The following is a 26,866-nucleotide window of genomic DNA, read 5'->3' as shown; positions in this document are numbered from 1 at the left end:
TGTAGCCGCCAACCGGTGACGGACGGTCACAAACCGCCCGCAACGGTCGTTGACGCACTCGACGCCGCCCGAGGGCGGCCGCAGCTCCCCACGACACGACCGTTCAGGAGATTTCCCCATGATCAAGAAGCTCGGTATCGCAGGAGTCGGCGTCGCCGCCGGCCTCGTCGCCCTCGCGCCCTTCGCGTCCGCCACCGAGTCCCACGGCGCCCCCCACGCCGGCGCCGGCTCCTCGACCTGCTCGGTCGCGGGTGGGAACGCCGCGGCGAACAACCGCTCCGCGAGCGACGGCCTGGTCGGCGCCGTCGTGCAGGCGCCGGTGGGCGGGCTGAACGCCGCCAACATCGTCTGCAACAGCATCCTCAACGACAACCTGAGCGGGAACGTGGTCGACCTGTCCGTCCTCGGCGACGGCCTCGACCTGCTCGGGCTGCTCGGCCTGTAGTCCGCGACCGACGATTCTGCGAGGAGATGACATGTCCTACCGCAAGCCCGCCCTGGTGACCCTGACGATCGCGGCCGGCCTGGTCGCCGTCGCGCCGTTCGCCTCCGCCAACCAGAGCCACCACGACACGCCGGCTCCGTCCGGTCCGAGCTCGACCTGCTCGGCGCAGGGCGGCAACGCCACCGCCGACAACCGCGCGAGCGGTGGCGGACTCGTGGACGCCGTGGCGCAGGCCCCGGTCGGCGGCGCCAACGCCGCCAACATCCTGTGCAACAGCATCCTGAACGGGAACCTCAGCATGAACCGGCTGACCGCCGACGTGCTCTGACTCCGTCCCGCCCGACGGCCCGGCCACCTCTCGGTGGCCGGGCCTTCGTCATTTCTGCTTCGTCCGACACCGGATGGGGCGTCGGAATCGTGAAGATCTCCTGGTGTGGTTGCTCCGCGTGAGGGCACGCCCCGGTCGACGGATGGGAGCCGCCCCTCGAACGAGGAGCTGCGGGCGATGGACCTGCGCTGTCCGTGGCTTTCCTGCACACGTTTCTGCACGGCCGCAGCAACCGGCAACGCCTTCCGGTGACTAGGGGTCACCTTTTCTGAACAGGTGCCGTTGATGTCGGTGATGCCTCCAACCGGCGGCTCTCCCCGTGTAGCTCCCCAGGAGAACAACGTGATCACCAAGTTCGGCATCGTGGGTGTCGGTGTGCTGGCCGGCCTCGCGGCCGTCGCCCCGCTGGCCTCCGCCTCCGAGTCGCACGGCGACCACCACGGCCACGGCGGCCACGGCTCCTCCACCTGCTCGGTCGCCGGCGGCGACGCGGCGGCGGTCAACAACGGCGAGGGCGGCGGCCTGATCGACGGCGTCGTGCAGGCCCCGATCGGCGGCCTCAACGCCGCCAACATCACCTGCAGCCCGTTCCTCAACGACAACGTGAAGAACAACCTCAACGGCAACTCGCTCAACGTGTCGGTCGCCGGCCTCGAGCTGCCGGGCACCGGGTCGCTCCCGACCCTCCCCTTCTGATCCACCCCCTCACCAAGCGCGCGGAGACGACATGACGAAGACCAAGATCGCCGCTGTCCTGCTGGGCGCCGGTGCCGGCCTCGTGGCCGGGGCGCCCCTCGCGTTCGCCGGCGACATGCCGAGCCACGACGGTGGCGACCACGGCCACAGCTCGCACCAGCACCACGGCGACCACGGCAAGCGCGGCGGCGACACCTGCTCGGTCAAGGGCGGCAGCGCCCTCGCCGAGAACAACGGCGGCGACGCCCTGCTCGCGAACATCATCGGCCAGGCGCCGGTCGGTGGCCTCAACGCCGCCAACATCACCTGCAGCCCGTTCCTGAACGACAACGTGAAGGACAACCTGAACGGCAACTCGATCAACGCGGCGATCCTCTAGGGACCTCCGCGCGCTCGACGGCCCGGTCACCCCCTCCCCCAGGGTGGCCGGGCCGTCGTGCGTCCCGGGCCCGGCGTGACAGAGTCTCGGCGTGCCCGAGACGTCCCCCGCGCCGTGGGCCGGCGACCCCCTCGTCCGTGAGCTGCTGCGGCGCGGCATCGGCGGGGCCGGACCGTTCGCGCCCGCCCGCCGCGTGGGGGACGAGCACCTGGCCGAGTCCGACGGCGACGTCGGGGCCGCGATCCGTCGGTTGACCGGCGCGCACGTCCGTCTCGCCGCGAGCTCCGGGCTGCTCACCAGCCTCGGCGGGGCCGCCACGATGCTGCTGACCGCTCCCGCGGGCGCGTCCGGCCTCTACCTGGTCTGCACCCGCCTGGCCGCGTCCATCGCCCACGTCCGCGGCCACGACCTCGACGACCCGGTGGTGCGGACCGCCGTCCTGCTCTGCGTCCTCGGTCCCGACGGCTCGGAACTCGCCGAGCACACCGGCATCGACCTGCAGGAGGTCTCGCTGCTCACCGGCCTGCGCCGGCTCCCGTCGGAGGTCCGCGAGCAGCTCGACCGTCGCATCGGCTTCCGCCTGGCGAGCCGGGCCGGCCGCCGCGGCGTGCTGAACCTGACCAAGCTCATCCCGGTCGTCGCGGGCCCCATCGGCGCCGGCGCGGACTCCATCACGGCACGGTCGGTCGCCACCTACGCCGACGTCGCCTTCTGGACGCGCTCGTCCTAGAAGATCACCCACGCGGGTGGTGCGTCGTGGCATCACTGGGACGCATGTGGGTGACACAGTCTGCTCCGGCGCGGATCGGCGAGGGAGCGGAGGACGACGGATGAGGTCGCGGTGGTCGGCAGCGAACGGTTCCCGACGGCGGGTGACCCCGTCGGCGCCGCCCCGTCGCCGTCTCCGCCGGGTCCTCCTCGGCCTCGGCGCCTTCACCGCGCTCGCGGTCGCCGCGCCCGCGGCGATCGCGGTCACCGGGCAGACGCCCGTGGGCGCGACCGCGGTCTCGTCCCTGCCGGCGGCCACGCTCCCGCCGGCCGATGCGACCGACCCGTCGATCACCCCGCTCCCGCTGTCCCCGCAGGGCCGGGACGGCAGCGGGGCGCAGGTGGCGCGCTCGGCGGCGCCGCTGCGGATGGTCGCCGTCACCTGGACCGGACCGGACCCGGACGTCATCTCGCTCCGGTCCACCGACGACAGCGGGGCGTGGGGCGCCTGGCTGCCGTTGGACGCGAACAGTGACGAGCGGGACACCGTCGACGCGGCGCGCACGGCCCCGCCGGGGGCCCGGAGCTCGACCACGTCCACCGCGCCGGGCGGCACCGACCCGGTCTGGGTGGGGGACCGCCGGGCCGTCGAGGTGCGCGCGACGCGCGGCGGCGTGCCCGTGACCGAGGGCCTGGCGGTGCAGCGCATCGACCCGGGCACCTCCGGCAACGACGAGGCGATCGGGGCGCGCGCCCGGGAGCGGCAGACCGCGGCGCGCGACGGCGCCCCGGCCGCACCCGCGTACGTGACGCGCGCCCAGTGGGGCGCCGACGAGGGCATGATGACCTGGCCGCCGGAGTACTCGCCGACCACGAAGGCGGTGACGATCCACCACACCGCGGAGTCCAACGACTACAGCCCCGAGCAGTCCGCCGCCATCGTGCGGGGCATCTACGCCTACCACGCGAAGAAGAACGGGTGGGGCGACATCGGCTACAACGCCCTGGTCGACAAGTACGGGACGATCTACGAGGGTCGGGCCGGCGGTCTGGACCGGCCGGTCGTCGCAGCCCACTCCGGCGGGTTCAACCGCGAGACCTTCGGCATCGCCATGATGGGCAACCTCTCCGACGTCGCGCCGACCCCGGCCGAGCTCACCTCGGTGGAGAAGCTCGCGGCGTGGAAGCTCGGCGGGATGTACCGCGACGTCGCCGCGAAGGTCTCGCTGACCTCGAACGGCGGCGGCACCTCCAAGTTCGCCAAGGGCAGCACGGCCACCGTGGACGCCGTCTTCGCCCACCGCGACGTCGGGAACACGGCCTGCCCGGGCAACGCCGGCTTCGCCGCGATGGACACGATCCGCGCCGAGGTGAACAAGCTGGTCGCGGCGGCCGGCACCGACGTGCGGGCGGCCTGGGCGGACCGGCCCGACCTCGGGGATCCCGACCGTGTCGAGCAGGCCACCGCGGACGGCCGCGGACGCTTCACCGACTTCGCCCACGGGTCGGTCTACTGGTCGCCCGACACCGGCGCGCACCAGCTGAGCGGCCCCATCCTCGACGCCTGGCGCGCCCGGGGCGCCGACCGCTCGTCGCTGGGGCTGCCCACCGGGGAGGAGTACACGACCTCGGCCGGTCGGGCGCAGGCCTTCGAGCACGGCGTCCTGCGGTGGAACCGCACCAGCGGGGCGACCTCGATCACGCCCGCCTGAGCGCGCACGGGCCCGGCGGGGGAGGATGCGCGCGTGCCCGACGACCCCGAGGACCGGACACCGCCGCCGGATCCGCAGGGGTCCGCCGACGCGGTGGCGCGGTTCGCCGCGCTCGTCGAGGCCGGTGACCCGCCCCTCGACCGGGCCGCGCTCGAGATCGCGCGGCTCGCACGGCCGGACGCGGACGTCGGGTCGGCGCTCGCCGAGCTGGACCGCCTGGCGTCCGGGGTCGCGAGCGTCGACGGCCTGGTCCTGCGGCTGTTCACCGAGGAGGGCTTCGCGGGCAACCGCGAGAACTACTACGACCCGCGGAACTCCTCGCTGGTCGACGTGCTCGAGCGTCGCGTCGGCATCCCGATCACGCTCGCCGTCCTCGTGATCGAGGTCGGCCGCCGCGCCGGTCTGGTGATCGAGCCGATCGGCATGCCGGGCCACTTCCTCGTGCACCCCGTGGGCTCGGCCTGGTACGTCGACCCGTTCACCGGGACCCTGCTCGACGAGGCCGACTGCCGCGCCCTGTTCGTGGCCTCGACGGGGGCGAACCCCGCCCTGCCGTTCCACGCCGACCTGCTCGTCCCCGTCAGCACCGAGGCGATCCTCGTGCGCATGCTGACCAACCTGCGGATCGTGCACCGCGCCGCCGGACGGGTGCTGGAGCTGCGCCGCGTGCTGGAGGCCCGGCTGCACCTCCCCGGCGTCACGGCCGAGGAGGTCGTCGAGCTCGCCGCCACCATGGGCCGCCGCGGGGAGTACCTCGACGCCGCCCGGTTGCTGGACTCGTGGGGCGAGCGCCTGCCCCGGCACGCCGCCGAGCTCGCCCGGGCCGCCCGGGTCTGGCGGGCCCACCTCAACTAGGTGGGCGAAGCCCCCGTGAGCAGAAAGTGGGGTGATAGGCCCCTTACTGCTCACCCGGCGAAGCCACCTGGTCGAGCCCCTGCTCGATCGCGTAGCGCGTCAACTCGACGCGGTTGGTCAGCTGTAGCTTGCGCAGGGCGTTCTGCACGTGGTTCTCGACGGTGCGGTGGGACAGCGTCAGGCGCTCGGCGATCTGCCGGGCGGTGAGCCCCTTGGCGACCAGCCGCAGCACCTCGGTCTCCCGCGGGGTCAGCGCCGGCTCGCCGCTGGGCTGCGTCTCCCGGTCCTTCCGCTTCTCCCGACGACGGAACTCGCCCAGGACGAGCCCCGCCAGCTCCGGGCCGAACACCGCCTGGCCGTCCGCGGTGCGCTGCACGGCGTCCACCAGCTCCGCGGCCTGCGCCGACTTGAGCAGGTAGCCCGCCGCCCCGGCCCGGACCGCGCCGAGCACGTCGCCCTGCTCGGCGCTCGCGGACAGCACGAGCACGCGGGTCCCGGGCAGCGCGGCGAGGATCGCCGCGGTGGCACCCGCCCCGTCCAGGTGCGGCATCTGCAGGTCCATCACCACGACGTCGGGTCGCGCCGCCGGCGCGATCCGGACGGCGGCGGCGCCGTCGCCCGCCGTCGCCACCACGTCGAAGCCCCGCTCGGTGAGGTCGCGCGCCACGCCCTCCCGCCACATCGGGTGGTCGTCGACCACCATCACGCGCGTGGCACCCGCTCCGGTCATCGGGGGAACACCAACTCCCACTCCGTGCCCTGTCCGGGCGCCGTCACCAGGGCGGCGGTGCCGCCCAGCTCCTCGGTGCGCCCGCGGATGGAGGAGGCGACCCCGAGGTGGCCCTCCTCGCGGGCCGCGTCCAGCCGGCCCTCCGCGATGCCGGCCCCGTCGTCCCGGATGCTCACCGTCACCGCCTCCTCGTCGTCCTCCACCAGCACCCACAGCCCGGTGTCCGGGCCGGCGTGGGCGTCCGCGTTCGCCGCGGCCTCCCGCACCACCGCGACCACCGCGCGGGCCAGCCCGCCGGGCACGGCCACCGGCTCGGGGGGCACCGCCAGCACCGCGCGCGAGGGCAGCGTCGCCCCGATCGCGGCCCCCAGGTCCACCGGCTCGTCGTCGGGACCGTCGAGCCCCGGCGGCCCGCGGGTGATCAGCCGCCGCAGGGAGACCTCCTGCTCGGCCGCCTCGCGCACCAGCTCCGGGTCGCCCAGCGTCGGGCCGCGGCGGCGGACCAGCGCGAGGACCTGCAGCACGCCGTCGTGGATGTCGCGGGCCAGCCGGTCGCGCTCGGCCGCGGCGGCCTCCGTCGCGATCGCCTCCTGCAGCCGCTGCGCGGACCGCCGCATCGCCACCGACGCGAACCCGACCGCGACGCCCGCGACCAGCAGCAGCTGGGCGTCCGAGAGCAGGGCGGCGTCGAGGGCCCGGCGGGTGAACGCCAGCGCCGCCACCGAGACCGCCACCGCCCCGACCGCGGGCCGCACCCCGTGCGCCACCGCGATGGCGAGGACGGCACCCGCTGACCACACCGTCGTGATCACCGGCTGACCGGCGGCGATGCGGGACGGGTCGTCCACCAGCACCGTCGTCATCGTGGTGAGCACGGTGACCGCGAGGTCGACCACGACGAGCCGGGACGCGCCGCGCAGGTAGGCCACCGAGGTGACGAGCGTCCACGCGGCCATGAGGACGACGACCGCCACCCCGAGGGCGGGACGGACGTACAGCTCGGCGAACCGCACGACGTTCGCGACGGCGTAGGCCAGCGCGACCACCCGGTACAGCACCAGACCGCGCCACAGCGGCGCGAGGGTGGCGTGCACGTCGACGGTCGCGCCCCGCCGCGGCGTGCGCACCGTCCCGGTGGTGACCACCGCGTCCCCTCCCCGTCGACCCGGACGACGATCGGTGTCCGGCGCGGCGTCATCCCGTCGGGGCGGCCGCGTCCCCCCTCCGGGTGCGACCACGCTGCGCTCCGGGCTCCCGGGGCGTCAGCATGCCGCACCCGTGTGACATCGACCATGACCGACGTCCGTTTCGTCCCCCTCCGCGTGACACCGCCGTCACCGGTGGTGGGAACCGGAACGGCCCCCATTACCGTGAACGGCGCCCGCGGCGCGAGCCCGGGTCCCGTGCGGCGTGTCCGCACCGGGCCCGACGCGTGCGGAGATCGCCGGGCGACGACGAGGAGGACTGCGGTGAGCAGCTGGGTGATGGCGGTCGAGGTGACGCCGTCGGAGCTGGTCGCGGTCCAGGTGGACCGGGCGTCCGGCGCGGACGACGGCGCCCCGCTCCCGCGGAGCGCGCCGCTCGAGGCCGACGGGGACGCCGTGGACCGCCTCGCGGACGCGTTCTCCGTCCTGCTCGAGGACGCCGGGCGGCCGGGCGCGCTCGTCGTCGCGACCCCCGCGGACACCGAGCGTCGACGCTTCGAGGAGATCGCCGAGGCCACCGCGCTGGTCGGTCTGCCGGCGCCGTCGTGGCTGCCGGGACCCGTCGCCACCGTCGGGCGCCGCCTCGCGGCCGCCGTCGAGGTCGGAGGGCGTGCGGTCGTCCTCGACGCCCGCGACGGGGCGCTCACCGCCTGGCCCGTGGTGCGCACGGCCGACGGCGCCGAGGTGGGGGCCCGCGGCCCGGTCGCCACCGGCACCCGGCTCGACCAGCTGCTCCTCGGGGTGGTCCGGGCCCAGCTGACCTCGCTCGACCCGACCGCCCACACCGTCGGCGGCCCCCGTCCGGGGGCCCGCGGCGCGGGTGACACCCGGGGCGACGCGGCCCGTCTGCGCCGGGAGGTCCGCCGCGCCCGGACGCGTCTCGCCGAGACCGACGCGACCGAGGTCCGGGTCAGCGCGGGCGAGCACACCGTCACGGTGGACCGCGGGGTGTTCGAGCAGCTCGTCGAGCACGCGTTGCGCGAGACCGTGTCCGAGATCGAGCGCTCCGGTCCGACCGGCCCCGGCGACGACGCCGCCGACGTCCTCGTGCTCGCCGACCGCGCGACGCCCCTGGCCCGTCGCCTCGCCGGGCTGGTCGGGGACGCCGACTCGGCCCTCGTCGTGGCCGCCGGCGACGACGGTGTGCGCGGGCTCGCCGCCCTGCTCCTCCCGGCCCGCCCCCGGTCCACCCGGGCCGCGTCCGGCGCGCAGGCCATCCGGGCCCGCCGGACCGTCGGCACTCCCTCCGCGCCGGTGGGGGTGGGCGCCGCGGTCGGTGCCTCCGGGGCGGCCCCGGCCCTCGACGAACCGCCCGCACCCCGGGAACCCCGCACGCCGCCGCGCGGACTCCCGGACGTCGGAGACCCGGTGCCCGACCGGCCCCGGCCCGAGCCGGTCCACGCCGAGGCGGTCCCCGCAGGACCCTCGTCCACCCCGGAGCGCCCCGAGGAGTCGACCGCGGTCGACGCGCCACCGGTCCGCGACCGGGAGGGCGACCCCGCCGACCACGGGGACCTCGTGGCCGAGGACGCCGGGCAGGACCTCGGCGTCGCCGAGCCGGTCCCGGGCATCCCGGCGGCGCGACTGCCCTCCACCCCGGTCCAGGCCCAGCGCGGCTCGGAGGGCTGGCCGCAGGCGTTCGGGACGGGGGCGCGCGCAGCGGGTGCCGCACCGGCCCTCGTCGCGGGGGGCGACCGCGAGCGGGTCCCGAACGGGGTCGGCGGTCACGCCACGCTGGCCGCCGCGCGCCCGCACGAGGCGCGACCGACCTCCGACGCGCCGCCCGGGACGTCCGGCCCGTTCGGGCGCCCGACCGACCCCGAGCCGGCGCCGTCCGCCGCCACCCCCGGCACCGGACCCGTCGTCCGTGCCCGGCGGGGCCCGGACACCGCGCCGCAGCCGGTGGCGGCCGCGACGACGGCGGCCCGGCCGCCCCGCGGTGCGGTCCCGGTGCTCGTGGTGCTGCTGCTCGTGGCCGTGCTCGCGGCCGTCGGCGTGCTCGTGCTCGGCCCCGACGGGATCAGCGCCGCGTTCGGCGGGCTGGGCGCCGGGGCCGCGCTCCTGCTCAGCTGGTGACGGCCTCGACGTAGGCGTCGGGGTCCTTGTCGGCGAAGTCGAGCCCCTTCGCGCCGGGGTGCTCGGCCTTGAACTGCTCGAACTTGGCGCCGAGCTCCTGGCGGAGGGCCAGCGACGTCACCCGACGGAACGGGGCGAGGTCGTCGCTCTCCTCCTCGGACATGTGGTGGTTGTTGGCCTTGTCGCACTCGTCGATGGCGTTCCACCAGGCCTCGCTGCCCGGCTCCTCGTCGAACGCCTTCCGGGCGCCGGCCCGGATGTCGTCGTGGTCGCCGATCGCGTCCTCGGTGGCGGAGGCGTCCTCGTCGTCGGCGCGACGGGCCATCGAGGGGTAGAAGTGCTCCTCCTCGGCGGAGGCGTGGACCTCGAGGTGGCGGGCGAGCGCGTCCCAGACCTGCTTCGCCTCGTCGAGGGTGTCCGGGTGGTCGCGGAGGTCCGCGAGGCGGAGGAACTGGCGACGGAACCAGTCGTGGTCGTCGAGGATCATCTCGGTGATGTCCGCGGACATACGGGTACTCCTTCGGTGGTGGTCCGTGGGAGCTACCCCGGGCCGCCGGAGGGCAATCGGCTCAGGAGAGCTGGACCCGCCCGGCGGCGTCCACGAACCAGACCTCCGCGCGGGCGTCGCCGAGCGGCGCCGCGGCGTCGGCGGCGAGGCCGCGGTAGCGCCGGGTGTCGGGGAGCGCGATGACCACGCGGCTGCGCGGGTGGGCACGACGTCGCTGCACCGCCGCCTCGCTCGCGGCGCGGAACCAGTCGGCGGCGAGCGTGCTCGGGTGGGTGCGGGCCCCGTCCGGCGGCCAGCCCGTGACCTCGACGTGGACGTCCTCGCCGTCCAGGTGGGCCACCAGGTCCAGCGCCGGGCCCTGCTCGGTCACGCGCCGCACGGTGCCGCCGCGGCGGGTCAGCCACGTGGTGATCGCCGCCGCGACGTTCTGTGTGCGCGACCAGCCCTGCAGCACGTCGCGCCGGGGGAGGACGACCTCCCGCGTGCGGGGCGGCACGGCGCGCAGCGCGGCGCGCTCCGCGAGGCGTTCCCGCAGCACCAGCGAGGCCGACGCGGAGAACGGCAGGAAACGCAGCGGCGTCTCGTCCGGGTCGTCGCCGGCGCGCTCCGAACGGCGCCTCCGGGCGAGGTCGTCGCTCGGCGCCTTCGGCCGGTGGCGGGGGCGGCGGGTCGGTGTGTCGTCGGGCGGTGCGTCGTCGGCCGGGTCCTCGCGGAGCACGGGGACGGCGGCGATCCCCGGGGCGTCCCCGTTCCTCGGGGCGTCCCCGTTCTCCGACGTCCCGGAGGACTCCGACGTCCCGGAGGGCTCGGCGGTGAAGACCGTCGGGTCGGTGAACCGCAGGGCGGGCTCGACGGGGGCGGGTGCCGACCGGGCCGCCTCCTCCCGTCCCGCCTCGGTGATGCGGGTGCGGATCGGCACGTCCTTCGCGCGGCCGGTGCGCTCCACCAGCCCGGCCTTCACGAGCTTGCGGCACTGGTAGTTGAACGCCTTGGGATCGACGTCGGGGTGCGCCGGCGCGAGGACGGCGGCGATCTCGTTGTCGGTCAGACCCTCGGGGGCGTCGACGAGGGCGGCGAGCACGGCGACCTGGACGGGCGGCAGGCCGGCGATCATCGGCGCGAGGGTCACATCAGGCGCATCGGACGTCGCGTCCGGCTCCTCGATGGGCCGGTCGGGTGAGGGAGCGGACGGAGCCGGCTCCGGCGTCCCGTCGTCGGGAAGGACGCCCGGCCGCAGCCGGGTGCGGACCGGCTTCGTGCCCACCCGCTCCACGGTCCCCGCGGTCACCAGCTTGCGGCACTGGTGGTTCACGGCCTTGTAGTCGATGCCGGGGTGCGACGCGCCCAGCGCCTCGGCGAGCTCACGGTCCGAGAGGCCCTCGGGGTGCTCGGCGAGCGTTCGGAGGATGTCCACCCGCGTCCCGGCGGCCGATTCGGGGACCGGGAGTGCCATGGCCGCTCTCCTCCGTGACCAGGCGCCGGGTCGGGAGACCAACCCGTGTGATGGCGCGCGCGATGACGTGCGTGACGTTTCCGTGATCCGTATGGTAACGGGGCATGCTGGCACTGACGGAGACGGCGGCCGAGGCGATCTCCAACATCCTGGAGACCAACGAGATGCCCGAGGGATCCGGGCTCCGGATCGCCGCCACGCCGAACATGGCGGAGGAGGGGCTCGAGCTCTCCGTCGCGCCCAACCCGGCGGCGGACGACACCGTGCTCGAGGGCGGCGGCGCCGTCATCTTCCTCGAGCCGATGGCCGCGTCCGCGCTGGACGACAAGGTCCTCGACGTCGAGCGCATCCCCGAGAACGAGTCCGACGGCTCCGGGGACGAGTACCGCTTCGCGATCACGCCGCAGTCCGAGCTGCAGGGCTGACCCGGCTCCGGGCCCCGGTGACCGGGGCCCGGACCCGTCCGGGGCGAACCCCGCCCCCGGCTACGCGCCGACCGTCTCCACGGGCCCGCCCACGCGGGTCACCAGCTCGCCGTTCTCCGAGGGCACGAGCTCGACGTCGCGCACCCGGCCCGCCGCCTGCACGTCGCCCAGCACGACGCGCAGCGCGTCCAGCTGCGCCTCCGGCGCGGAGACCGACAGCGACTCCACCTCGGTGCGGATCGACAGCTTCTGGTCGGACTTACCCTTCCGGATGCCGGAGATGACGTCGGAGGCGACGTCCAGGACGCCCTCGTCGACGCCGTCGGTGGCCGGGAGCTCGTCGGTGGTCGGCCACGCCGAGCGGTGCACCGAGCCCTCCTGCCACCACGACCAGACCTCCTCGGTGACGAACGGCAGCACCGGCGCGAAGAGCCGCTGCAGCACCCGCAGCGCCACGGCCAGCGCCGCCCGGGCGGAGTCCCGCCCGACGTCGTCGAACTCGCCGTAGGCGCGCGCCTTGACCAGCTCGAGGTAGTCGTCGCAGAAGAACCAGAAGAACTGCTCGGTGACCTCGAGGGCCACCGCGTAGTCGAACCGTTCGAGCGCGTCGGTCGCCTTCGCGACGACGCCGGCGAGCCGCGCGAGCAGCGCCCGGTCGATGGGGGCCGTCACCGCCCCGACGTCGGGAAGCCCGGCCCCGACGCCCACCCCGAGGATGAACTTCGAGGCGTTGAGCAGCTTCATCGCGAGGCGGCGGCCGACCTTCATCTGGCCCCGGTCGAACGCGGTGTCGACGCCGGGGCGCCCCCCGGCGGCCCAGTAGCGCACCGCGTCGGACCCGAACTCCTCGAGCAGCCCCATCGGCGTGACGACGTTGCCCTTGGACTTCGACATCTTCTTGCGGTCCGGGTCGAGGATCCAGCCCGAGAGCGCGGCGTGCGCCCAGGGCAGCTCCCCGAACTCGAGCGAGCTGCGGACCACCGTGGAGAACAGCCAGGTGCGGATGATGTCGTGCCCCTGCGGGCGCAGGTCCATCGGGAAGACCCGCGCGAACAGGTCGTCGTCGACGGTCCAGCCGCCGGCGATCTGCGGGGTCAGCGACGAGGTGGCCCAGGTGTCGAGGACGTCCGGGTCACCGGTGAACCCGCCCGGACGGTCGCGCTGGTCGGCGGTGTAGCCGGGCGGCACGTCGGTGGACGGGTCGATCGGCAGCGTCGCATCGTCCGGCGTGAGGACCTGCTCGGGTCGGACCTCGCCGTCCGCGTCGAGGGCGTACCAGACCGGGATCGGCACCCCGAAGAACCGCTGCCGGCTGACCAGCCAGTCCCCGTTGAGCCCGCGGACCCAGTCCGCGTAGCGGTGGCGCATGTAGTCGGGGTGCCAGACCAGCTCGTCGCCACGGCGCAGCATGGCCTCGCGCAGCTCGGCGTCGCGGCCGCCGTTGCGGATGTACCACTGACGCGACGAGACGATCTCGAGCGGCTTGTCGCCCTTCTCGAAGAACTTCACCGGGCGCGTGACCGGCCGGACGTCGCCCTCCAGCTCGCCGGACTCGGCGAGCATCGCGACGATCTTCTCCTTGGCGCTGAAGACCGTCGTGCCCGCGATCTCCTCGTACCGGGCGCGGCCCGCCTCCGAGGTGATCCACTCGGGGGTCTCGCGCAGCAGCCGGCCGTCGCGGGTGATGACGGTGCGGTTGGGCAGGTCGAGCTCGCGCCACCACTGGACGTCGGTGAGGTCGCCGAAGGTGCAGCACATCGCGATGCCCGCGCCACGGTCCATCTCGGCGGCCGGGTGGGCCAGCACCGGGACCTCGACGTCGAACAGCGGCGAGCGGACCGTCGTGCCGAAGAGCGGCTGGTAGCGCTCGTCGTCGGGATGGGCGATCAGTGCGACGCAGGCCGGGATGAGCTCGGGGCGGGTCGTCTCGATGAACACCGGCGCGTCCGCGCCGTGGTAGGCGATCCGGTGCCACGCGCCGGTGTGCTCGCGGTCCTCCAGCTCGGCCTGCGCGACCGCGGTGCGGAACGTGACGTCCCACAGCGTCGGCGCCATCGAGACGTAGGCCTCGCCGCGGTCGAGATTGCGCAGGAAGGCACGCTGGCTGATCGCCCGGGCCCGCGCGTCGATGGTCTGGTAGGTGTGCGACCAGTCGACCGAGAGTCCGCCGCGGCGCCACAGCGCCTCGAAGGCCTTCTCGTCCTCGGCGGTCAGCGTCTCGCACAGCTCGACGAAGTTGCGCCGCGAGATGGCGACCTGCTGCTTGCCCGGCTTCTCCGGCGGGGTGAAGTCGGGGTCGTAGGGCAGGCTCGGCTCGCAGCGCACGCCGTAGTAGTTCTGCACCCGGCGCTCGGTCGGCAGGCCGTTGTCGTCCCACCCCATGGGGTAGAAGACGGACTTGCCGCGCATGCGCTGGAAGCGCGCCACGACGTCGGTGTGGGTGTAGCTGAAGACGTGCCCGACGTGCAGGGACCCGGAGACCGTGGGCGGCGGCGTGTCGACGGAGAAGACGTCGGCGCGCTGGGCCGTCCGGTCGAACGCGTAGGTGCCCTGTTCCTCCCATACCGGGGCCCAGGTGTCCTCGAGACCGTCGAGCGTCGGCTTCTCGGGAACCCGGGGGGACTGCGTCATGCTCCCAGTTTACGGAGGGTGTCGTCGAGGATTCCGGGCGCGGGTCCCCCGGTCCGGCACACCTGCTGGGCCGGGCGGGTGGAAGCGGTAACACCGGGGTCCCCGTGGGGGACAGAGTGGCCGGGACCGCGCACGTGGCGGCGCGCGTACGTCTGTTCGGGGGAGTGGTTGTCGATGCACGCGCAGGAGTCGCAGCAGGCCCGTCACCGGGCCGCCGGGGGACGCGGCTACGGCCGGGAGGCGGGCGGGTCGGCGGGGCCGGTCGAGTACACCCCGCCGCGCCGGGAGGGTGGACGCCACCGGGCGCCCGAGGAGGTGGCGGCGGCGCCGTCCACCGAGTTCGCGAACGTCCCGATGCAGCAGCGCGGCTCGCTCGACTCCCCGCCGTCCGGTTTCCGGCGCGTCCCGCCCTTCCCGACGACGGGTCCGGCCTCCGCTCCCGTCCCGGTGCAGGGCGGGGGCTCGCCGGATGTCAGCGGTGGCCCACGGCGGATGCCGGACGTCAGCAGGTCGCCACACCCGTCCGGCCCGCTGCCGGCGGCGGCGTCATCCGATGTCGGCGGTGGGCCACGGCGGACGCCGGACGTCAGCGGGTCACGCCCGTCGGGTCCGCTCGCGGTCCAGGCGCCGACCGAGGACGAGCCGGTCACCGTCCCGGTGCGGCGTGCGGATCTCGACCGGACCCGGCGTCAGGAGGACCGGGACGCGGCCGTCCCGCGGCAGCGTCGGGCGGCCGCCGCGCCGGTCGCCCCGGCGCTGCGCCCCCTCGCCGTGCGCGAGCGGCCGTCGTCGTTGCGGCCGGGGGCGTTCGGCACCGGCACCTACGGCTCGTCCGGCGTCGGGCCGGCGCGGCCCCGCACCGCCGTCGCGGCCCGGCAGCCCCTGCCCTGGGAGCGTCCGGTCGAGGGACGGCTCGGACTGATCGGGACGGTCGTCGGGGCGGTGGGGGTCCTGCTGGGGCTCGCGCCGTGGTCCGGGCTGCTGCCACGGGTGATGCCGGCCGAGACCCTGGGCAGCACCCCGCTGTTCAGTCTCATCGGCGCGCTGTGCGGGGTGGCCGCGCTCGGGATCGGCGCCTTCGCGATGTTCCGGGCCGACGGGGTCGGCCGCGCGCTGCTGCTCGGCGTGGGGTCCGCGTGCCTCGGGGCGGCCGCGGTGGTGGTGGGGCTGACCCTCTGACCCGGGCGACCGCGGGCGGACGGCTCAGCCCAGGGCCGACACCCGGATCCAGTCCTCGGCGACTGCCGGGTCACCGAACACGGCGAGCCCCTCGACGTCGGTGAGGGCCCGCCGTCCGGTGACCACCGCCAGCAGGTCGACCGCCCGCCCCCGGACGGCGATGTCGGCCCTGGCGTGCTCCCGGGTGATCGTCACGCCCTCGGCGCCCCGGCGGACGAGCCACTCGCCGTCCGGGGCGTCGGTCACGTGCAGGTGGATCGAGGTGTCCCCGCGGACCCGCTGCGAGCCGCTCCGGTAGGCGGTGAGCAGGTCGTACCACTCGGCGATGGAGTCGACGGCGAGTTCGGGGGCGACGTCCGCGAGCGGGGGGAACCCGACGGCGAGCTCGGCGTCGAGCCGGTGCACGAGGGTCTCGTGCAGCTGGCGCCGCGCCCAGAACGCGATGGTCACCGGCCCGACGAAGCCGCCGACCTCGCGGTCCGGATCGGCTCCGGACAAGGTCGTGGCCAGGGCCGAGGCGCCGGTGAGCAGCCACGTCGCCACCTCGTCCCGGGAGGCCGGCGGCTCGCCGTCGGGGATCTCGGCGTCCCGCGCCACCATCCGCTCGGACCCGCCGTCGATCGTCAGGACGACCCGCCGGTGGACCCGGCCGAGGTGCCGGGCGAGGTCCCGGACGGTCCACTCCGGGCAGGTGGGGACGGGCGCGGACAGGTCGTCGCCCGCGGCCGGCGCGGTGACCGCATCGGCGAACGCGGTGGCCTGGAGGAGCAGCTGGTCGGGCACGACCGTGAGCCTGCCCTACGGCGCCACCAGGCTCACCACGAGTTCCCCGTCCTCGTCGCGGGCGGTGTAGGCGGCCACGTCGTCCACCCCGCCGCCCGACACGCACTCCCCCGAGGAGAGCGTGAACCGGTGGTTGTGCAGCGGGCACATCACCACCTCGTCGTCGAGGAGCCCGTCCGCGAGCGGCCCGCCGCGGTGCGGGCAGATCGCCCGCAGCGCGTGCAGACCGCCCGACCGCGGCCGGAACACGGCCACCGGCTCGTCGCCCACGAGGAAGGCCCGGCCCTCGCCCACGGGGACCTGGTCCACCGGCCCGAGCCGGACCGAGACGGCCTCGTCCGACGCGGTCACGCCGGGGCCCCCTCGGACGAGCGCACCGGGACCTGCGGCAGCGGGACCATCGGCAGCGCGTCGTGGAACTGTCCGGGGGTGGCCTCCTGCTGGTCGGCCGCCCACGGGTCGACGTAGGCGTCGACCGCCTCCTGCATGCGCTCGTCGAGCTCCGCGGCGATGCCCTCGACGTCGTCGACGACCACGGCGATCAGGTGGTCGAGGCCCATCCGCGGCACGAAGTCGTAGGTCCGCTCGAGCCAGTTGGCCTGCTCCCGGTAGTACTGCAGGAACCGCCCGGTGATCCGCACGGCCTCGTCGTGCGAGTCGACCGTGGCGAGGATGTCGCCCTTCCGGATCGTCGCGCCGGCCGCGCCCCCCACGTAGATCTGCCACTGCCCGCCCTCGACGGCCACGATCCCGACGTCCTTGACCATCGACTCCGCGCAGTTGCGGGGGCAGCCGGAGACCGCGAGCTTCATCTTCGCGGGCCCCTCGACACCCTTGTAGCGCTCCTCGAGGTCGATCCCGAGCCGGGTGGAGTCGCCGAGCCCGAAGCGGCAGAAGTCGGTGCCGACGCAGGTCTTCACCGTGCGGAAGCTCTTGCCGTAGGCCCAGCCCGACGGCATGTCGAGGTCGGCCCACACCTCCTGCAGCTTCTCCTTCGGGACGCCGAGCAGGTCGATCCGCTGGCCGCCGGTCAGCTTGACCATCGGGATGTCGTGCTTGTCCGCCACGTCGGCGATCCGTCGGAGCTGGTCGGGGGAGGTCACCCCGCCGGACATCCGCGGGACCACCGAGAACGTCCCGTCGCGCTGGATGTTGGCGTGCACGCGGTCGTTGATGAAGCGGCCGTCGCGCTCGTCGACGTGGTCGTGCGGCCACATCATCCTCAGCAGCGCCGTGAGTCCCATCTTCGACCCGACGTCCTCGCGGCCCTCCGGGGCGAGCGTCGCGAACACCGCCGACAGGCTCTTCAGTTCCCGCGTCCGGATCTCGTGCATCAGCGTCGGCTTGTCCAGCGGGATGCCCGGCACGTAGTACGAGTCGGCGGGGTCCTCGGCACCCGCCCCGCCGAGCGCGGCCTCGACGACCTCGCGCACCAGGCCCTTGCAGGAGCCGCAGCCCTTGCCGGCCCGGGTCGCGTCCATGCAGGCCGACACGGTCTCGGCGCCGCCGTGGACGCAGCCGACCAGGTCGCCCTTCGAGACTCCGTTGCAGTTGCAGATCTGCGTGTCGTCGGGCAGGTCGGCGGCCGACGCCGCGTCGTCGGCGGACCCGAGGTCGAACAGGAGCTTCACCCGCTCCTCGGGCAGCGCCGAGCGCGAGTCGAACGCCTGGGTGAGCGCGGCGACCTTGGAGACGTCGCCGACCAGCGTCGCCCCGATCAACGTGCCGTCGCGGATGATCACCGTCTGGTAGACCCCGCGGCCGGTCTCGGAGAACTGCACGAACTCGTCGGACTCGCGCTCGGGGCCCTTGACCCCCATCTGCGCGACGTCGACGCCGGCGACCTTGAGCTTCGTGGTGAGCCGCGAGCCGTGGTAGGCCGCGTCCGGGTCCGCGCCGGTCACCACGTCGGCGAGGACGGCCGCCTGCTCCCACAGCGGCCCGACCACGCCGTAGACCTCGCCGCGGTGCTGGGCGCACTCGCCGACGACGAAGATGTCGTCGTCGTCCACCGAGCGCATCCGGTCGTCGACCACGATCGCCCGCTGCGTCTCCAGCCCGCTGACCATCGCGAGGCCGATGTTCGGCCGGATGCCCGCCGTGACCACGACCATGTCGCAGGCGAGGTCGGACCCGTCGGTGAACCGCACGCCGGAGACGGCGCCGTCGGTCACGAGGATCTCCGAGGTCTTCACCCCGAGGTGCATGTGCATGCCCATGTCCTCGAGCTTCGAGCGCAGCACCCTCGACGCGTCCGCCTCGAGCTGCTGGTTCATCAGCACCTCGGTGGGGTGGACGACGTGTACGGCGAGCCCGTGGGCCTGCAGCCCCGCCGCCGCCTCCAGCCCGAGCAGGCCGCCGCCGATCACCACCGCCGTCCGGGCGTCCGCGACGTGGTCGAGCATGCCGTTCGCGTCGTCGAGCGAGCGGAAGCCGAAGACGCCGGGCGTCAGCTCGGTCCTCGACGCCCACATCCCGTCCATCGGCGGGAAGAACGAGCGGCTGCCGGTGGCGAGGACGAGCGTGTCGTACGGGGTGACCGACCCGTCGTCGCCCATGACGACCTTCGCGTGCCGGTCGATGCGCACGATCCGCACGCCCGCGTGCAGCGTGATGCCGTTCTCGGCGTACCAGTCGACGGGGTTGAGGTAGAGCTCGTCGGGGTCCCACCCGTCCGCGTCCTCGTTGTCCACTGCCGCGCCGGCCGCTTTGGCCAGCACCTCGGAGAGCAGGATGCGGTTGTAGTTGCCGTACGGCTCGTCGCCGAAGACGGTGATGTCGAACAGGTCGGCACCGCCGCGGGTGAGGATCTCCTCGAGGGCTCGCGCACCGGACATCCCGTTCCCGACGACGACGAGCTTCGCGCGGTCGAGAGCCGGGGTCCCGGCCTCCTGCCCGGTGCCGAGCGTGGCCGTCATCAGACCTCCACCAGACCGCAGTCGACGACGAGGGTGCCGGAGACCCCGGCGGGCGCGGCGTAGTGGATCTCGACGGTGCTGCCCGCGAGCAGGTCCTCGACCACCCGCAGCGACACGTGCATGTCGCCCTTCGCGCCGACGGGCAGCCACCGGGCGGGCGCGCCGTCGAAGGTCAGCACCACCGACGCGAGCTCGTCGGAGGAGTTGCCGGCCCGGACGTAGAGCACCTGGCCGGTGACCCCCTCGGGCACCGTGTAGGTCAGGGAGGGGTGCAGCAGGGTCGGCTTGTCCAGCCCCTGCCCCTCGAAGGCGAAGGCGCCCTGCAGGAAGCGCGGCGTCGTCATCATGAGCCGGGGTCCTCTCCGGTGGTGACGTCGAGGGCGACGGCGCAGACCTTGAACTCCGGCATCCGCGATGCCGGGTCGAGCGCCGGGTTGGTCAGCGCGTTGACGGTCTGGTCGTCGCCCCAGTGGAACGGGGCGAACACGGTGTCGGTCCGGATCCCGCTGGTCAGGCGCACCCGCATCCGCGCGCTGCCGCGCCGGGTCCGCAGGCGGACGTCGGCGCCGTCGGCGAGCCCGAGGCGGGCGGCGAGGTCGGGGTGGATCTCGACGGCGGGGCCGGGCTCGGCGTCGAGCAGGGCCTTCGTCCGCCGGGTCTGCGTGCCGGACTGGTAGTGGGGGCGGGACCGCCCCGTCGTCAGCCGGTAGGGGTACTCGTCGTCGGGGCTCTCGGCGGCGGCCCGGTGGTGGACCACGTGGAACCGGGCCCGGCCGTCCGGGGTCGGGAACCGCTCCCGGAACAGGCGCGGGGTGCCCTCGTGCTCCGGGGTGGGGCAGGGCCAGAAGACGCCCCGCTCGGCCTCGATGCGGGCGTAGGAGATGCCGGCGTAGTCGGCCTTCCCGCCGGCCGAGGCCCGCCCCAGCTCCTCGAACACCGTCTCCGGGTCGGCGGAGAAGTGCTCGCCGCGCCCGAGCCGCACCGCGAGCTCGTGGAGGACCTCGAGGTCCGAGCGCACGCCCTCGGGCATCGGCACCGCCCGCCGTCGGCGCAGGACCCGGCCCTCGAGGTTGGTCATCGTGCCCTCCTCCTCGGCCCACTGGGCGCAGGGCAGGACGACGTCGGCGAGCTCGGCGGTCTCGGAGAGGAACATGTCGGAGACCACGAGGAAGTCCAGCGACCGCAGCCGCTCGCGCACGTGCTCGGCCCGCGGGGCGCTCACCACGACGTTCGACGCCATGACCATCAGCGCCCGCACGCCGCCGTCGGTCCCGAGCCGGTCGAGCATCTCGTAGGCCGAGAGTCCGGGTTGCGGCAGCTCGTCGGGGTCGACGCCCCAGACGCCCGCCACGTGCGCGCGGGCCGCCGGGTCGGCGAGCATCCGGTAGCCGGGCAACTGGTCGGCCTTCTGGCCGTGCTCCCGGCCGCCCTGTCCGTTGCCCTGCCCGGTGACCGTCGCCCAGCCCGAGTACGGCCGGCCGGGCAGGCCGAGGGCGAGCGCGAGGTTGATCCACGCGAGGGCGGTGTCCGAGCCCTTCGCGTGCTGCTCGGCGCCGCGCGCGGAGAGGATCATCGTGGCCCGCGACTCCGCGAGCAGGCGCACCGTGCGCTCCATGACCCGGACCGGCACCCCGGTGATGCGCTCGACCCGGTCGGGCCAGTACTGGCGGGCGGCGCGCCGGACCGCGTCCCACCCCGTCGTCCGGTCCGCGACGTAGGCGGTGTCGATGAGTCGCAGCTTGATCGCGAGGTGCAATAGGCCGTTGGCCAGCGCGAGGTCGGTGCCGGGCACGGGCTGCAGGTGGACGTCGGAGGCGGCGGCGGTGGCGGTGTACCGGGGGTCGACGACGATGTGCCGGGCCCCGCGCTCCCGGCCGGCGGCGAACCAGCGCATCGCGGGCGGCATCGTGTCGGCGGGGTTCGAGCCGACCAGCAGCACGGTGTCCGCCCGGGCGATGTCGGAAAGCGGGAAGGGCAGCCCGCGGTCGATGCCGAAGGCCTTGTTCGACGCCGCGGCGGCGCTCGACATGCAGAACCGGCCGTTGTAGTCGATCGCCGCGCTGCGCAGCGCGACCCGCACGAACTTCCCCGCCTGGTAGGCCTTCTCGTTGGTCAGCCCGCCGCCCCCGAAGAGCCCCGCGGCGTCCCGGCCGTACCGCTCCTGGGCGACGGTGAGCCCGTCGACCACCCGCGCGAGCGCCTCGTCCCACGTGGCGGCGCGGAACGGCTCGTCGCGGTGGTCGCGCACCAGCGGGGTGGTCAGCCGGTCGGGGTGGGCGAGCAGCTCCGCCGAGCTCAGCCCCTTCTCGCAGAGCCCGCCGCGGTTCGTCGGGAAGTTCGTGCCGGTGACCTCGTAGCCCCCGCCGTCGGTCTCCGGGCGGGGCGTGAGCGTCATGCCGCACTGCAGGGAGCAGTAGGGGCAGTGGGTGGCGGTCACGGCACCACGCTGCGTGTCCTGCGTTTCGTCGACGTGACGGGGGCGCTACGCCCTCGGAATCCGGTGTGAGGCGCCCGTGATCGGTGCGACGCCGGTCATCTCGATCGTTCAGCCTGCCTCGGAGCGAGACAGGTCACATGCTGGACGTCGGCGCCGGTCTAGTGTCCGCCGCACGGCCGTCGGTGGACCCGGCGGTCGGAGCAGGCCCCGCCCGCGGGGCCCCACGAGAAGGGGCGCGACGTGCGCATCGGTGTCCCCCGGGAGACCCGGGAACGCGAGACCCGTGTGGCGGCCACCCCCGCCACCGTGGTCGGACTGCAGAACCTCGGCTGGACGGTGACCGTCGAGCCCGGTGCGGGGGTGCGGGCCGACTTCCCCGACGACGCCTACGTGGCGGCGGGTGCGGAGATCGGCGACCCGTGGTCGGCCGACGTCGTGCTCGCGGTCAACACCCCGGCCCCGCCGGACCTCGCCCGGCTGCAGGAGCGGGCCACCCTGATCTGCCGGGTCGCACCCGCGCAGAACGCCGAGCTGGTCGCCGACCTCGCCGCGCGGGGGATCACCGTGCTGGCCACCGACGCGGTGCCCCGCATCTCCCGGGCGCAGTCGCTCGACGTCCTCAGCTCCATGGCGAACATCGCCGGCTACCGCGCCGTGATCGAGGCCGCCAACCGCTTCGGGCGCTTCTTCACCGGCCAGGTCACCGCGGCGGGCAAGGTGCCCCCGGCGAAGGTGCTCGTCGCCGGCGCGGGCGTGGCCGGCCTCGCCGCGATCGGCGCCGCCTCGTCGCTGGGCGCGGTCGTGCGTGCCACCGATCCCCGCCCGGAGGTCGCCGAGCAGGTCAGCTCGCTCGGCGGGGACTTCCTGACGGTGGACGTGGAGCAGGAGCGCTCCACCGACGGCTACGCGAAGGCCACCTCCGAGGCCTACGACCGGCGCGCCGCGGAGATCTACTCCGAGCAGGCCGCCGACGTCGACATCATCATCACCACCGCGCTCATCCCCGGCCGCGCCGCGCCCCGCCTGATCACCGCGGCCGACGTCGCCGCGATGCGGCCCGGGTCGGTGATCGTCGACATGGCGGCCGGGATGGGCGGGAACGTCGAGGGCTCGGTGGCCGACGAGGTGGTGGTCACCGGCAACGGGGTCACGATCGTCGGCGACACCGACCTCGCCGCGCGCCTGCCCGCGCAGGCGTCGCAGCTCTACGGCACCAACCTGGTGAACCTGCTCAAGCTGCTCACCCCCGAGAAGGACGGCGAGCTCGTCCTCGACCTGGACGACGTCGTCCAGCGCGGCATGACCGTCGCCCACGACGGGTCGGTGATGTGGCCGCCGCCCCCGGTGTCGGTCTCCGCCGCCCCGGCGCCCGCCCCCGCGCCCGAGGTGCCCTCACCCGCCGTCGAGCCGGCGAAGCCGCGCTCCGCCGCGTGGCGCTACGGCGCGATCGCCGTGGGGCTCGCGCTGCTCTTCGTGGCCACGGCGTTCGCCCCGGCCGAGCTCGCCACCAACCTCACCGTCTTCGTGCTGGCCGTGGTCATCGGCTACTACGTGATCGGCAAGGTGCACCACGCGCTGCACACCCCGCTCATGTCGGTCACCAACGCCATCTCCGGCGTGGTGATCGTGGGGGCGCTCGTGCAGTTCGGCGCGCACGGGACCCTCGTCTCGGTCCTCGCGTTCATCGCGATCGTGCTCGCCAGCATCAACATCGTCGGGGGCTTCGCGGTGACCCGCCGCATGCTCGCCATGTTCACGAAGGGCCCGGCCGCATGAGTCCCGAGACCGCGGCCACCGCCGCCTACATCGTCGCCGCGCTGCTCACCGTCATGAGCCTCGCCGGCCTCTCGAAGCACGAGACCGCCCGCAACGGCGTCGTCTACGGCATCGCCGGCATGACGGTGGCCCTGGTCGCGACCGTCGTCCTCGCGGCGAACTCGCTCGAGGCCGGGGCGGTCGCCCTCATGGTCGCGGGCTTCGTCATCGGCGGCGGGGTCGGCCTCTGGCGGGCCCGCGTCGTCGAGATGACCGGCATGCCCGAGCTGATCGCCCTGCTGCACAGCTTCGTGGGGCTCGCGGCCGTGCTCGTCGGCTGGAACGGCTACCTCGAGGTGGAGGCGGTCGGTGCCGCGCAGACCACGGTCGCGCCGGAGCTGCTCGGCATCCACTCCGTCGAGGTCGGCGTCGGCGTGTTCATCGGTGCGGTCACCTTCACCGGGTCGATCGTCGCCTACGGCAAGCTCTCCGGGCGCTTCAAGTCCCGCCCGCTGACCCTGCCGGGCAAGAACCTGCTGAACCTCGGGGCGCTCGTCGCGTTCGCGGCGCTGACCGTCGCCTTCGTCCTCGCGCCCTCGCTCGGCGTCATGATCGCGATCACCGCGGTGGCCCTGGCGCTGGGCTGGCACCTGGTGGCCTCGATCGGCGGCGGCGACATGCCCGTCGTCGTCTCCATGCTCAACAGCTACTCGGGCTGGGCCGCGGCGGCGTCGGGCTTCCTGCTCAACAACACGCTGCTGATCGTCACCGGTGCCCTCGTCGGCTCCTCCGGTGCGTACCTGTCCTACGTCATGTGCCAGGCGATGAACCGGTCGTTCCTCTCGGTCATCGCCGGCGGGTTCGGCGTGGAGTCCGGCACGGCCGCCGACGTCGAGGGCGAGCACCGGGAGGTGCAGGCCGACGAGGTCGCCGAGCTGCTGCGCGAGGCGTCGTCCGTCGTCATCACCCCCGGGTACGGGATGGCGGTCGCGCAGGCGCAGTACCCCGTGGCGGACCTGACGCGGAAGCTGCGCGACAAGGGCGTCGAGGTGCGCTTCGGCATCCACCCGGTCGCCGGGCGTCTCCCCGGGCACATGAACGTGCTGCTCGCCGAGGCGAAGGTGCCCTACGACATCGTCCTGGAGATGGACGAGATCAACGACGACCTCGCGTCGACCTCGGTCGTCCTCGTCATCGGCGCCAACGACACCGTGAACCCCGCCGCGATGGACGACCCGGGCAGCCCGATCGCCGGCATGCCGGTCCTGCGGGTGTGGGAGTCGAAGAACGTCATCGTGTTCAAGCGCTCGATGGCCGTGGGCTATGCGGGCGTGCAGAACCCGCTGTTCTTCCGCGAGAACACCTCGATGATCTTCGGGGACGCGAAGAAGCGGGTCGAGGACATCCTCGCGGCGCTGTAGGACCCCGGCCGGAACGAACGATACGGCACTCTCGCAGCATCCATGTGCGCGAGAGTGCCGTTCGTTCGTTCTCGGGGGTGCCTCAGACGGCCGCGAGCGACACCGCGCCGAGGGCCTCGGCGACCAGGCGCAGCGACTGGCGGCGCTCGGCCGGGTCGTGGATCGCGGTCGTGATCATCAGCTCGTCGGCGTCGGCCTCGCGGGCCTTCCGGGCGAGGTCCTCGGCCACCTGCTCCGGGGTGCCGACCGAGACCTTCGACGCCATCGAGCGGGCGATGTGCTCCTCGGCGGCGGACCAGTCGTGGGCGAGCGCCTCCTCCGGGCTGGGGAGGGGACCGGGGCGGCCGGTGCGCAGCCGGGCCATCGACAGCGCGTTCGCCCGGCCCAGGGCCTCCGCGCGCTCCGCGTCGGGGTGGGCTATCGCAGCGGCCCCGAGGATCACGTGGGGCTCCTGCGCGCCGGCTCCGCTGCTGGGGCGGAACGACTGCCGGTAGATGCGGGTCGCCTCACCGGCGTCCGCGCCGCCGAAGTGGCCCGCGTAGGCGTAGCCGGTGCCGAACGCGGCGGCCGCCTGGGCGCCGTAGTAGCTCGACCCGAGGATCCAGACCGGCGGCAGCGGCACGTCGTCGGGAGCGGCGACGATCCCGGCGAAGGGGTGGTCGGCGTCGAAGCCGTCGACGTAGCCCCGGAGCTCGGTGAACTGGTCGGGGAAGTCGTCGGCGGTGAGGGCCTCGTGCGAGCGGCGCAGCGCGATCGCGGTGCGGGGGTCGGTGCCGGGCGCGCGGCCGAGGCCGAGGTCGACGCGATCCGGGAAGAGCCCCGCGAGGGCACGGAAGGTCTCGGCCACCTTCAGCGGACTGTGGTTCGGCAGCATGATCCCGCCCGAGCCCACCCGGATCGTGCGGGTGGCGCTCGCGACGGCGGCGATCATGACCTCGGGGGCGGAGCTCGCCACGCTCGCGATGCCGTGGTGCTCGGCGAGCCAGAAGCGGCGGTAGCCGGCGGCCTCGGCGGTGCGGGCGAGCTCGACGGTCTCGTGCAGGGCCTGCGAGGCGGGCGTACCGGAGGGGACCGGGGAGAGGTCGAGGACCGAGATCGGGATGCCCATACGGGGTGCAACGCACGGTCGGCGGCCCGTTGTTCCGGGCCTCGGCGGGCCGCCGACCGTGGTCGGTCAGCCCTCCGGGAGGTCCGGCATCCGCACCGCGCAGGCGTTCGTCGCCTCCGTGGTGATGCCGTCGAGGTCGGTGCGCACCGTGGCGTGGAACCGGCTCACCAGCTGGTCGAGCCCGACGGTGAAGGAGATCTCCATGATCTGCTTCGTGTCGAAGTGCTCGGCCAGTCCCTTGTAGATCTCATCCGTGATCGGCAGCATCGCGGTGGACGTCCGCGCGAACACGATGATCGCTTCCTCGGGGGGCGAGAACATGCCCTCCGGGAGCGGGTCGTCGAGGAGGTGCGACATCTCCTCGTCGGTCAGACCCGATGCTCGACCGAGCACCACGTGGGTCGGCGTTCAATAGAAGCAGTTGTTGGCCATCGCGCTGGTCAGGTACGGGAGCTCCCGCATCCGGGCCGTGGGCAGCGAGTTGTCGAAGTACACCGTGGTGGCCAGCGCCATGAACTGCTCCATGGCCACGGGGTGGTTCGACAGCGCGCGGTGGACGTTGAGCAGGCCGACGTCGGGCTGTGCGGCGTGCACGGCCTCGAGCAACGCCTTGGCGTGCGGGTCGAGGCCGGGGTCGTCGGGGTTGTTGAGCGGTACACGGGCCACGTGGGCCTCCCACCGGATCGGGGACGACTGACCACCCGATGCTCGGAAGCGCGTGTTGCGTCCGCGTTCCCCCCTCGTCACGGCCGAGGTGCGAGCACCGCCAGCAGGTCGTCCCGGCCGAACATCCGGGCCGTGTCCACCGCCGTCGGGTGGCCGCCGAGCGGGTCCGCCCCGGCGTCCACCAGGGCCCGCACCACGTCGTCCTCGCCCTTGAACACGGCGCCCGCCAGCGGCGCCTGACCGCGGTCGTTCACGCGGTCGACGTCCGCCCCGCGCGCCACGAGCGCCCGGACCGTCCCGGGGTGCCCGTGGTAGGCGGCGAGCATCAGCAGGGTGTCGCCGGAGTCGTTGGTGAGGTTCACCGGCACCCCGGCGTCGACGTACGCCGCGAGCGTGTCGGCGTCACCGCCGCGCGCCATGTCGAACACCCGGGCGGCGAGCCCGGCCA

Annotated in this window: 26 protein-coding genes; 12 read left to right on the top strand and 14 right to left on the bottom strand. The window is 74.3% G+C overall.

The annotated features are described in order from the left end of the window. Nucleotides 1-118 precede the first annotated feature (118 nt). From BJ983_RS21435 to BJ983_RS21405, 7 genes are all read left to right on the top strand, one after another. Nucleotides 119-445 (top strand): hypothetical protein, encoded by a 327-nt coding sequence (locus BJ983_RS21435; RefSeq protein WP_179795671.1) that lies wholly within the window; start codon nt 119-121, stop codon nt 443-445. Between the two features lie 31 nt (nt 446-476). Next, entirely contained in the window at nt 477-773 is a 297-nt protein-coding gene (locus BJ983_RS21430; RefSeq protein WP_179795670.1) for a hypothetical protein, read from the top strand. A gap of 342 nt (nt 774-1,115) precedes the next feature. Then, on the top strand, nt 1,116-1,469 hold the full coding sequence (locus tag BJ983_RS21425; RefSeq protein ID WP_179795669.1) for a hypothetical protein: 354 nt from the start codon (nt 1,116-1,118) through the stop codon (nt 1,467-1,469). Between the two features lie 31 nt (nt 1,470-1,500). Further along, complete coding sequence (locus BJ983_RS21420; RefSeq protein WP_179795668.1) at nt 1,501-1,848, top strand: hypothetical protein; 348 nt, start codon at nt 1,501-1,503, stop codon at nt 1,846-1,848. Nucleotides 1,849-1,939: 91 nt separating this feature from the next. Continuing rightward, entirely contained in the window at nt 1,940-2,578 is a 639-nt protein-coding gene (locus BJ983_RS21415) for a hypothetical protein (RefSeq protein ID WP_179795667.1), read from the top strand. A gap of 100 nt (nt 2,579-2,678) precedes the next feature. Next, nucleotides 2,679-4,268 (top strand): N-acetylmuramoyl-L-alanine amidase, encoded by a 1,590-nt coding sequence (locus BJ983_RS21410; RefSeq protein ID WP_179795666.1) that lies wholly within the window; start codon nt 2,679-2,681, stop codon nt 4,266-4,268. A 33-nt stretch (nt 4,269-4,301) separates the two neighbouring features. Next, nucleotides 4,302-5,123 (top strand): transglutaminase family protein, encoded by an 822-nt coding sequence (locus tag BJ983_RS21405; RefSeq protein ID WP_179795665.1) that lies wholly within the window; start codon nt 4,302-4,304, stop codon nt 5,121-5,123. A gap of 43 nt (nt 5,124-5,166) precedes the next feature. On the opposite strand, the gene BJ983_RS21400 is transcribed toward BJ983_RS21405, so the two are convergent. After that, on the bottom strand, nt 5,167-5,853 hold the full coding sequence (locus tag BJ983_RS21400) for a response regulator (RefSeq protein ID WP_179795664.1): 687 nt from the start codon (nt 5,851-5,853) through the stop codon (nt 5,167-5,169). Beyond that, nucleotides 5,850-6,998, bottom strand: a complete 1,149-nt coding sequence (macS, locus tag BJ983_RS21395) for a MacS family sensor histidine kinase (RefSeq protein ID WP_179795663.1) — start codon at nt 6,996-6,998, stop codon at nt 5,850-5,852. The genes BJ983_RS21400 and macS overlap by 4 nt, the downstream gene beginning before the upstream one ends. A gap of 324 nt (nt 6,999-7,322) precedes the next feature. Here macS and BJ983_RS21390 point away from each other — a divergent pair, with 324 nt between their 5' ends. Beyond that, entirely contained in the window at nt 7,323-9,134 is a 1,812-nt protein-coding gene (locus BJ983_RS21390) for a hypothetical protein (protein WP_179795662.1), read from the top strand. Here BJ983_RS21390 and BJ983_RS21385 read toward each other — a convergent pair. Both BJ983_RS21385 and BJ983_RS21380 read right to left on the bottom strand, forming a co-directional pair. After that, nucleotides 9,124-9,642, bottom strand: coding sequence for a hemerythrin domain-containing protein (locus BJ983_RS21385; protein WP_179795661.1), 519 nt, complete (start codon nt 9,640-9,642; stop codon nt 9,124-9,126). The genes BJ983_RS21390 and BJ983_RS21385 overlap by 11 nt on opposite strands. Before the next feature lie 61 nt (nt 9,643-9,703). After that, nucleotides 9,704-11,095, bottom strand: a complete 1,392-nt coding sequence (locus BJ983_RS21380) for a hypothetical protein (RefSeq protein ID WP_179795660.1) — start codon at nt 11,093-11,095, stop codon at nt 9,704-9,706. A gap of 104 nt (nt 11,096-11,199) precedes the next feature. Between BJ983_RS21380 and BJ983_RS21375 the strand changes: the two genes are divergently transcribed. Beyond that, nucleotides 11,200-11,520 carry a hypothetical protein gene (locus tag BJ983_RS21375; protein ID WP_018330495.1) on the top strand — a complete coding sequence of 107 codons (321 nt, stop codon included), beginning with the start codon at nt 11,200-11,202 and terminating at the stop codon, nt 11,518-11,520. Between the two features lie 60 nt (nt 11,521-11,580). Here BJ983_RS21375 and valS read toward each other — a convergent pair whose 3' ends face one another. Further along, nucleotides 11,581-14,151, bottom strand: coding sequence for a valine--tRNA ligase (gene valS, locus BJ983_RS21370; RefSeq protein ID WP_179795659.1), 2,571 nt, complete (start codon nt 14,149-14,151; stop codon nt 11,581-11,583). A 174-nt stretch (nt 14,152-14,325) separates the two neighbouring features. Here valS and BJ983_RS21365 point away from each other — a divergent pair, with 174 nt between their 5' ends. Continuing rightward, nucleotides 14,326-15,330 carry a hypothetical protein gene (locus BJ983_RS21365; RefSeq protein ID WP_179795658.1) on the top strand — a complete coding sequence of 335 codons (1,005 nt, stop codon included), beginning with the start codon at nt 14,326-14,328 and terminating at the stop codon, nt 15,328-15,330. A gap of 24 nt (nt 15,331-15,354) precedes the next feature. Here the strand turns inward: BJ983_RS21365 and BJ983_RS21360 are convergent, their stop codons facing one another. The 5 genes from BJ983_RS21360 to BJ983_RS21340 are packed head-to-tail and all read right to left on the bottom strand — an operon-like array spanning nt 15,355 to nt 21,468. Then, nucleotides 15,355-16,113, bottom strand: coding sequence for a maleylpyruvate isomerase N-terminal domain-containing protein (locus BJ983_RS21360; RefSeq protein WP_179795657.1), 759 nt, complete (start codon nt 16,111-16,113; stop codon nt 15,355-15,357). Between the two features lie 15 nt (nt 16,114-16,128). Continuing rightward, nucleotides 16,129-16,464, bottom strand: a complete 336-nt coding sequence (locus BJ983_RS21355; protein ID WP_179795656.1) for a Rieske 2Fe-2S domain-containing protein — start codon at nt 16,462-16,464, stop codon at nt 16,129-16,131. Next, the gene (gene nirB / locus BJ983_RS21350) at nt 16,461-19,031 is read right to left on the bottom strand and encodes a nitrite reductase large subunit NirB (RefSeq protein WP_179795655.1); all 2,571 of its coding nucleotides are present in this window, start codon (nt 19,029-19,031) and stop codon (nt 16,461-16,463) included. The genes BJ983_RS21355 and nirB overlap by 4 nt, the downstream gene beginning before the upstream one ends. After that, nucleotides 19,031-19,378 carry a molybdopterin oxidoreductase gene (locus BJ983_RS21345; protein WP_179795654.1) on the bottom strand — a complete coding sequence of 116 codons (348 nt, stop codon included), beginning with the start codon at nt 19,376-19,378 and terminating at the stop codon, nt 19,031-19,033. Before BJ983_RS21345 ends, nirB begins: the two co-directional genes overlap by 1 nt. After that, complete coding sequence (locus BJ983_RS21340; protein WP_179795653.1) at nt 19,375-21,468, bottom strand: molybdopterin-dependent oxidoreductase; 2,094 nt, start codon at nt 21,466-21,468, stop codon at nt 19,375-19,377. The genes BJ983_RS21345 and BJ983_RS21340 overlap by 4 nt, the downstream gene beginning before the upstream one ends. A gap of 240 nt (nt 21,469-21,708) precedes the next feature. Here BJ983_RS21340 and BJ983_RS21335 point away from each other — a divergent pair, with 240 nt between their 5' ends. Continuing rightward, on the top strand, nt 21,709-23,244 hold the full coding sequence (locus tag BJ983_RS21335; protein WP_179795652.1) for a Re/Si-specific NAD(P)(+) transhydrogenase subunit alpha: 1,536 nt from the start codon (nt 21,709-21,711) through the stop codon (nt 23,242-23,244). Continuing rightward, the gene (gene pntB / locus BJ983_RS21330; protein WP_179795651.1) at nt 23,241-24,644 is read left to right on the top strand and encodes a Re/Si-specific NAD(P)(+) transhydrogenase subunit beta; all 1,404 of its coding nucleotides are present in this window, start codon (nt 23,241-23,243) and stop codon (nt 24,642-24,644) included. Before BJ983_RS21335 ends, pntB begins: the two co-directional genes overlap by 4 nt. A gap of 82 nt (nt 24,645-24,726) precedes the next feature. Here the strand turns inward: pntB and BJ983_RS21325 are convergent, their stop codons facing one another. From BJ983_RS21325 to BJ983_RS21310, 4 genes are all read right to left on the bottom strand, one after another. After that, nucleotides 24,727-25,752 carry an LLM class flavin-dependent oxidoreductase gene (locus BJ983_RS21325; protein ID WP_179795650.1) on the bottom strand — a complete coding sequence of 342 codons (1,026 nt, stop codon included), beginning with the start codon at nt 25,750-25,752 and terminating at the stop codon, nt 24,727-24,729. Between the two features lie 66 nt (nt 25,753-25,818). After that, on the bottom strand, nt 25,819-26,109 hold the full coding sequence (locus BJ983_RS21320) for a carboxymuconolactone decarboxylase family protein (RefSeq protein ID WP_179795649.1): 291 nt from the start codon (nt 26,107-26,109) through the stop codon (nt 25,819-25,821). 51 nt (nt 26,110-26,160) lie between these two features. Continuing rightward, nucleotides 26,161-26,418, bottom strand: coding sequence for a carboxymuconolactone decarboxylase family protein (locus tag BJ983_RS21315; RefSeq protein WP_179795648.1), 258 nt, complete (start codon nt 26,416-26,418; stop codon nt 26,161-26,163). Between the two features lie 77 nt (nt 26,419-26,495). Further along, nucleotides 26,496-26,837 carry an ankyrin repeat domain-containing protein gene (locus BJ983_RS21310; protein WP_179798095.1) on the bottom strand — a complete coding sequence of 114 codons (342 nt, stop codon included), beginning with the start codon at nt 26,835-26,837 and terminating at the stop codon, nt 26,496-26,498. Nucleotides 26,838-26,866: the final 29 nt, after the last annotated feature.

Source organism: Actinomycetospora corticicola, from assembly GCF_013409505.1.
Classification (GTDB): Bacteria; Actinomycetota; Actinomycetes; order Mycobacteriales; family Pseudonocardiaceae; genus Actinomycetospora; species Actinomycetospora corticicola.
Note: the sequence above shows the minus strand (reverse complement) of the source record. Positions and strands in the feature narration are given on the sequence as shown.

Excerpts from the sequence above, each read along its gene's own strand:
- BJ983_RS21435 (WP_179795671.1), top strand. The coding sequence starts at position 119 with ATGATCAAGAAGCTCGGTATCGCAGGAGTCGGCGTCGCCGCCGGCCTC.
- BJ983_RS21430 (WP_179795670.1), top strand. The coding sequence starts at position 477 with ATGTCCTACCGCAAGCCCGCCCTGGTGACCCTGACGATCGCGGCCGGC.
- BJ983_RS21420 (WP_179795668.1), top strand. The coding sequence starts at position 1,501 with ATGACGAAGACCAAGATCGCCGCTGTCCTGCTGGGCGCCGGTGCCGGC.
- BJ983_RS21410 (WP_179795666.1), top strand. The coding sequence starts at position 2,679 with ATGAGGTCGCGGTGGTCGGCAGCGAACGGTTCCCGACGGCGGGTGACC.
- BJ983_RS21400 (WP_179795664.1), bottom strand. The coding sequence starts at position 5,853 with ATGACCGGAGCGGGTGCCACGCGCGTGATGGTGGTCGACGACCACCCG.
- BJ983_RS21385 (WP_179795661.1), bottom strand. The coding sequence starts at position 9,642 with ATGTCCGCGGACATCACCGAGATGATCCTCGACGACCACGACTGGTTC.
- BJ983_RS21380 (WP_179795660.1), bottom strand. The coding sequence starts at position 11,095 with ATGGCACTCCCGGTCCCCGAATCGGCCGCCGGGACGCGGGTGGACATC.
- BJ983_RS21375 (WP_018330495.1), top strand. The coding sequence starts at position 11,200 with ATGCTGGCACTGACGGAGACGGCGGCCGAGGCGATCTCCAACATCCTG.
- valS (WP_179795659.1), bottom strand. The coding sequence starts at position 14,151 with ATGACGCAGTCCCCCCGGGTTCCCGAGAAGCCGACGCTCGACGGTCTC.
- BJ983_RS21365 (WP_179795658.1), top strand. The coding sequence starts at position 14,326 with ATGCACGCGCAGGAGTCGCAGCAGGCCCGTCACCGGGCCGCCGGGGGA.
- nirB (WP_179795655.1), bottom strand. The coding sequence starts at position 19,031 with ATGACGGCCACGCTCGGCACCGGGCAGGAGGCCGGGACCCCGGCTCTC.
- BJ983_RS21345 (WP_179795654.1), bottom strand. The coding sequence starts at position 19,378 with ATGATGACGACGCCGCGCTTCCTGCAGGGCGCCTTCGCCTTCGAGGGG.
- pntB (WP_179795651.1), top strand. The coding sequence starts at position 23,241 with ATGAGTCCCGAGACCGCGGCCACCGCCGCCTACATCGTCGCCGCGCTG.
- BJ983_RS21325 (WP_179795650.1), bottom strand. The coding sequence starts at position 25,752 with ATGGGCATCCCGATCTCGGTCCTCGACCTCTCCCCGGTCCCCTCCGGT.
- BJ983_RS21320 (WP_179795649.1), bottom strand. The coding sequence starts at position 26,109 with ATGTCGCACCTCCTCGACGACCCGCTCCCGGAGGGCATGTTCTCGCCC.
- BJ983_RS21310 (WP_179798095.1), bottom strand. The coding sequence starts at position 26,837 with ATGGCGCGCGGCGGTGACGCCGACACGCTCGCGGCGTACGTCGACGCC.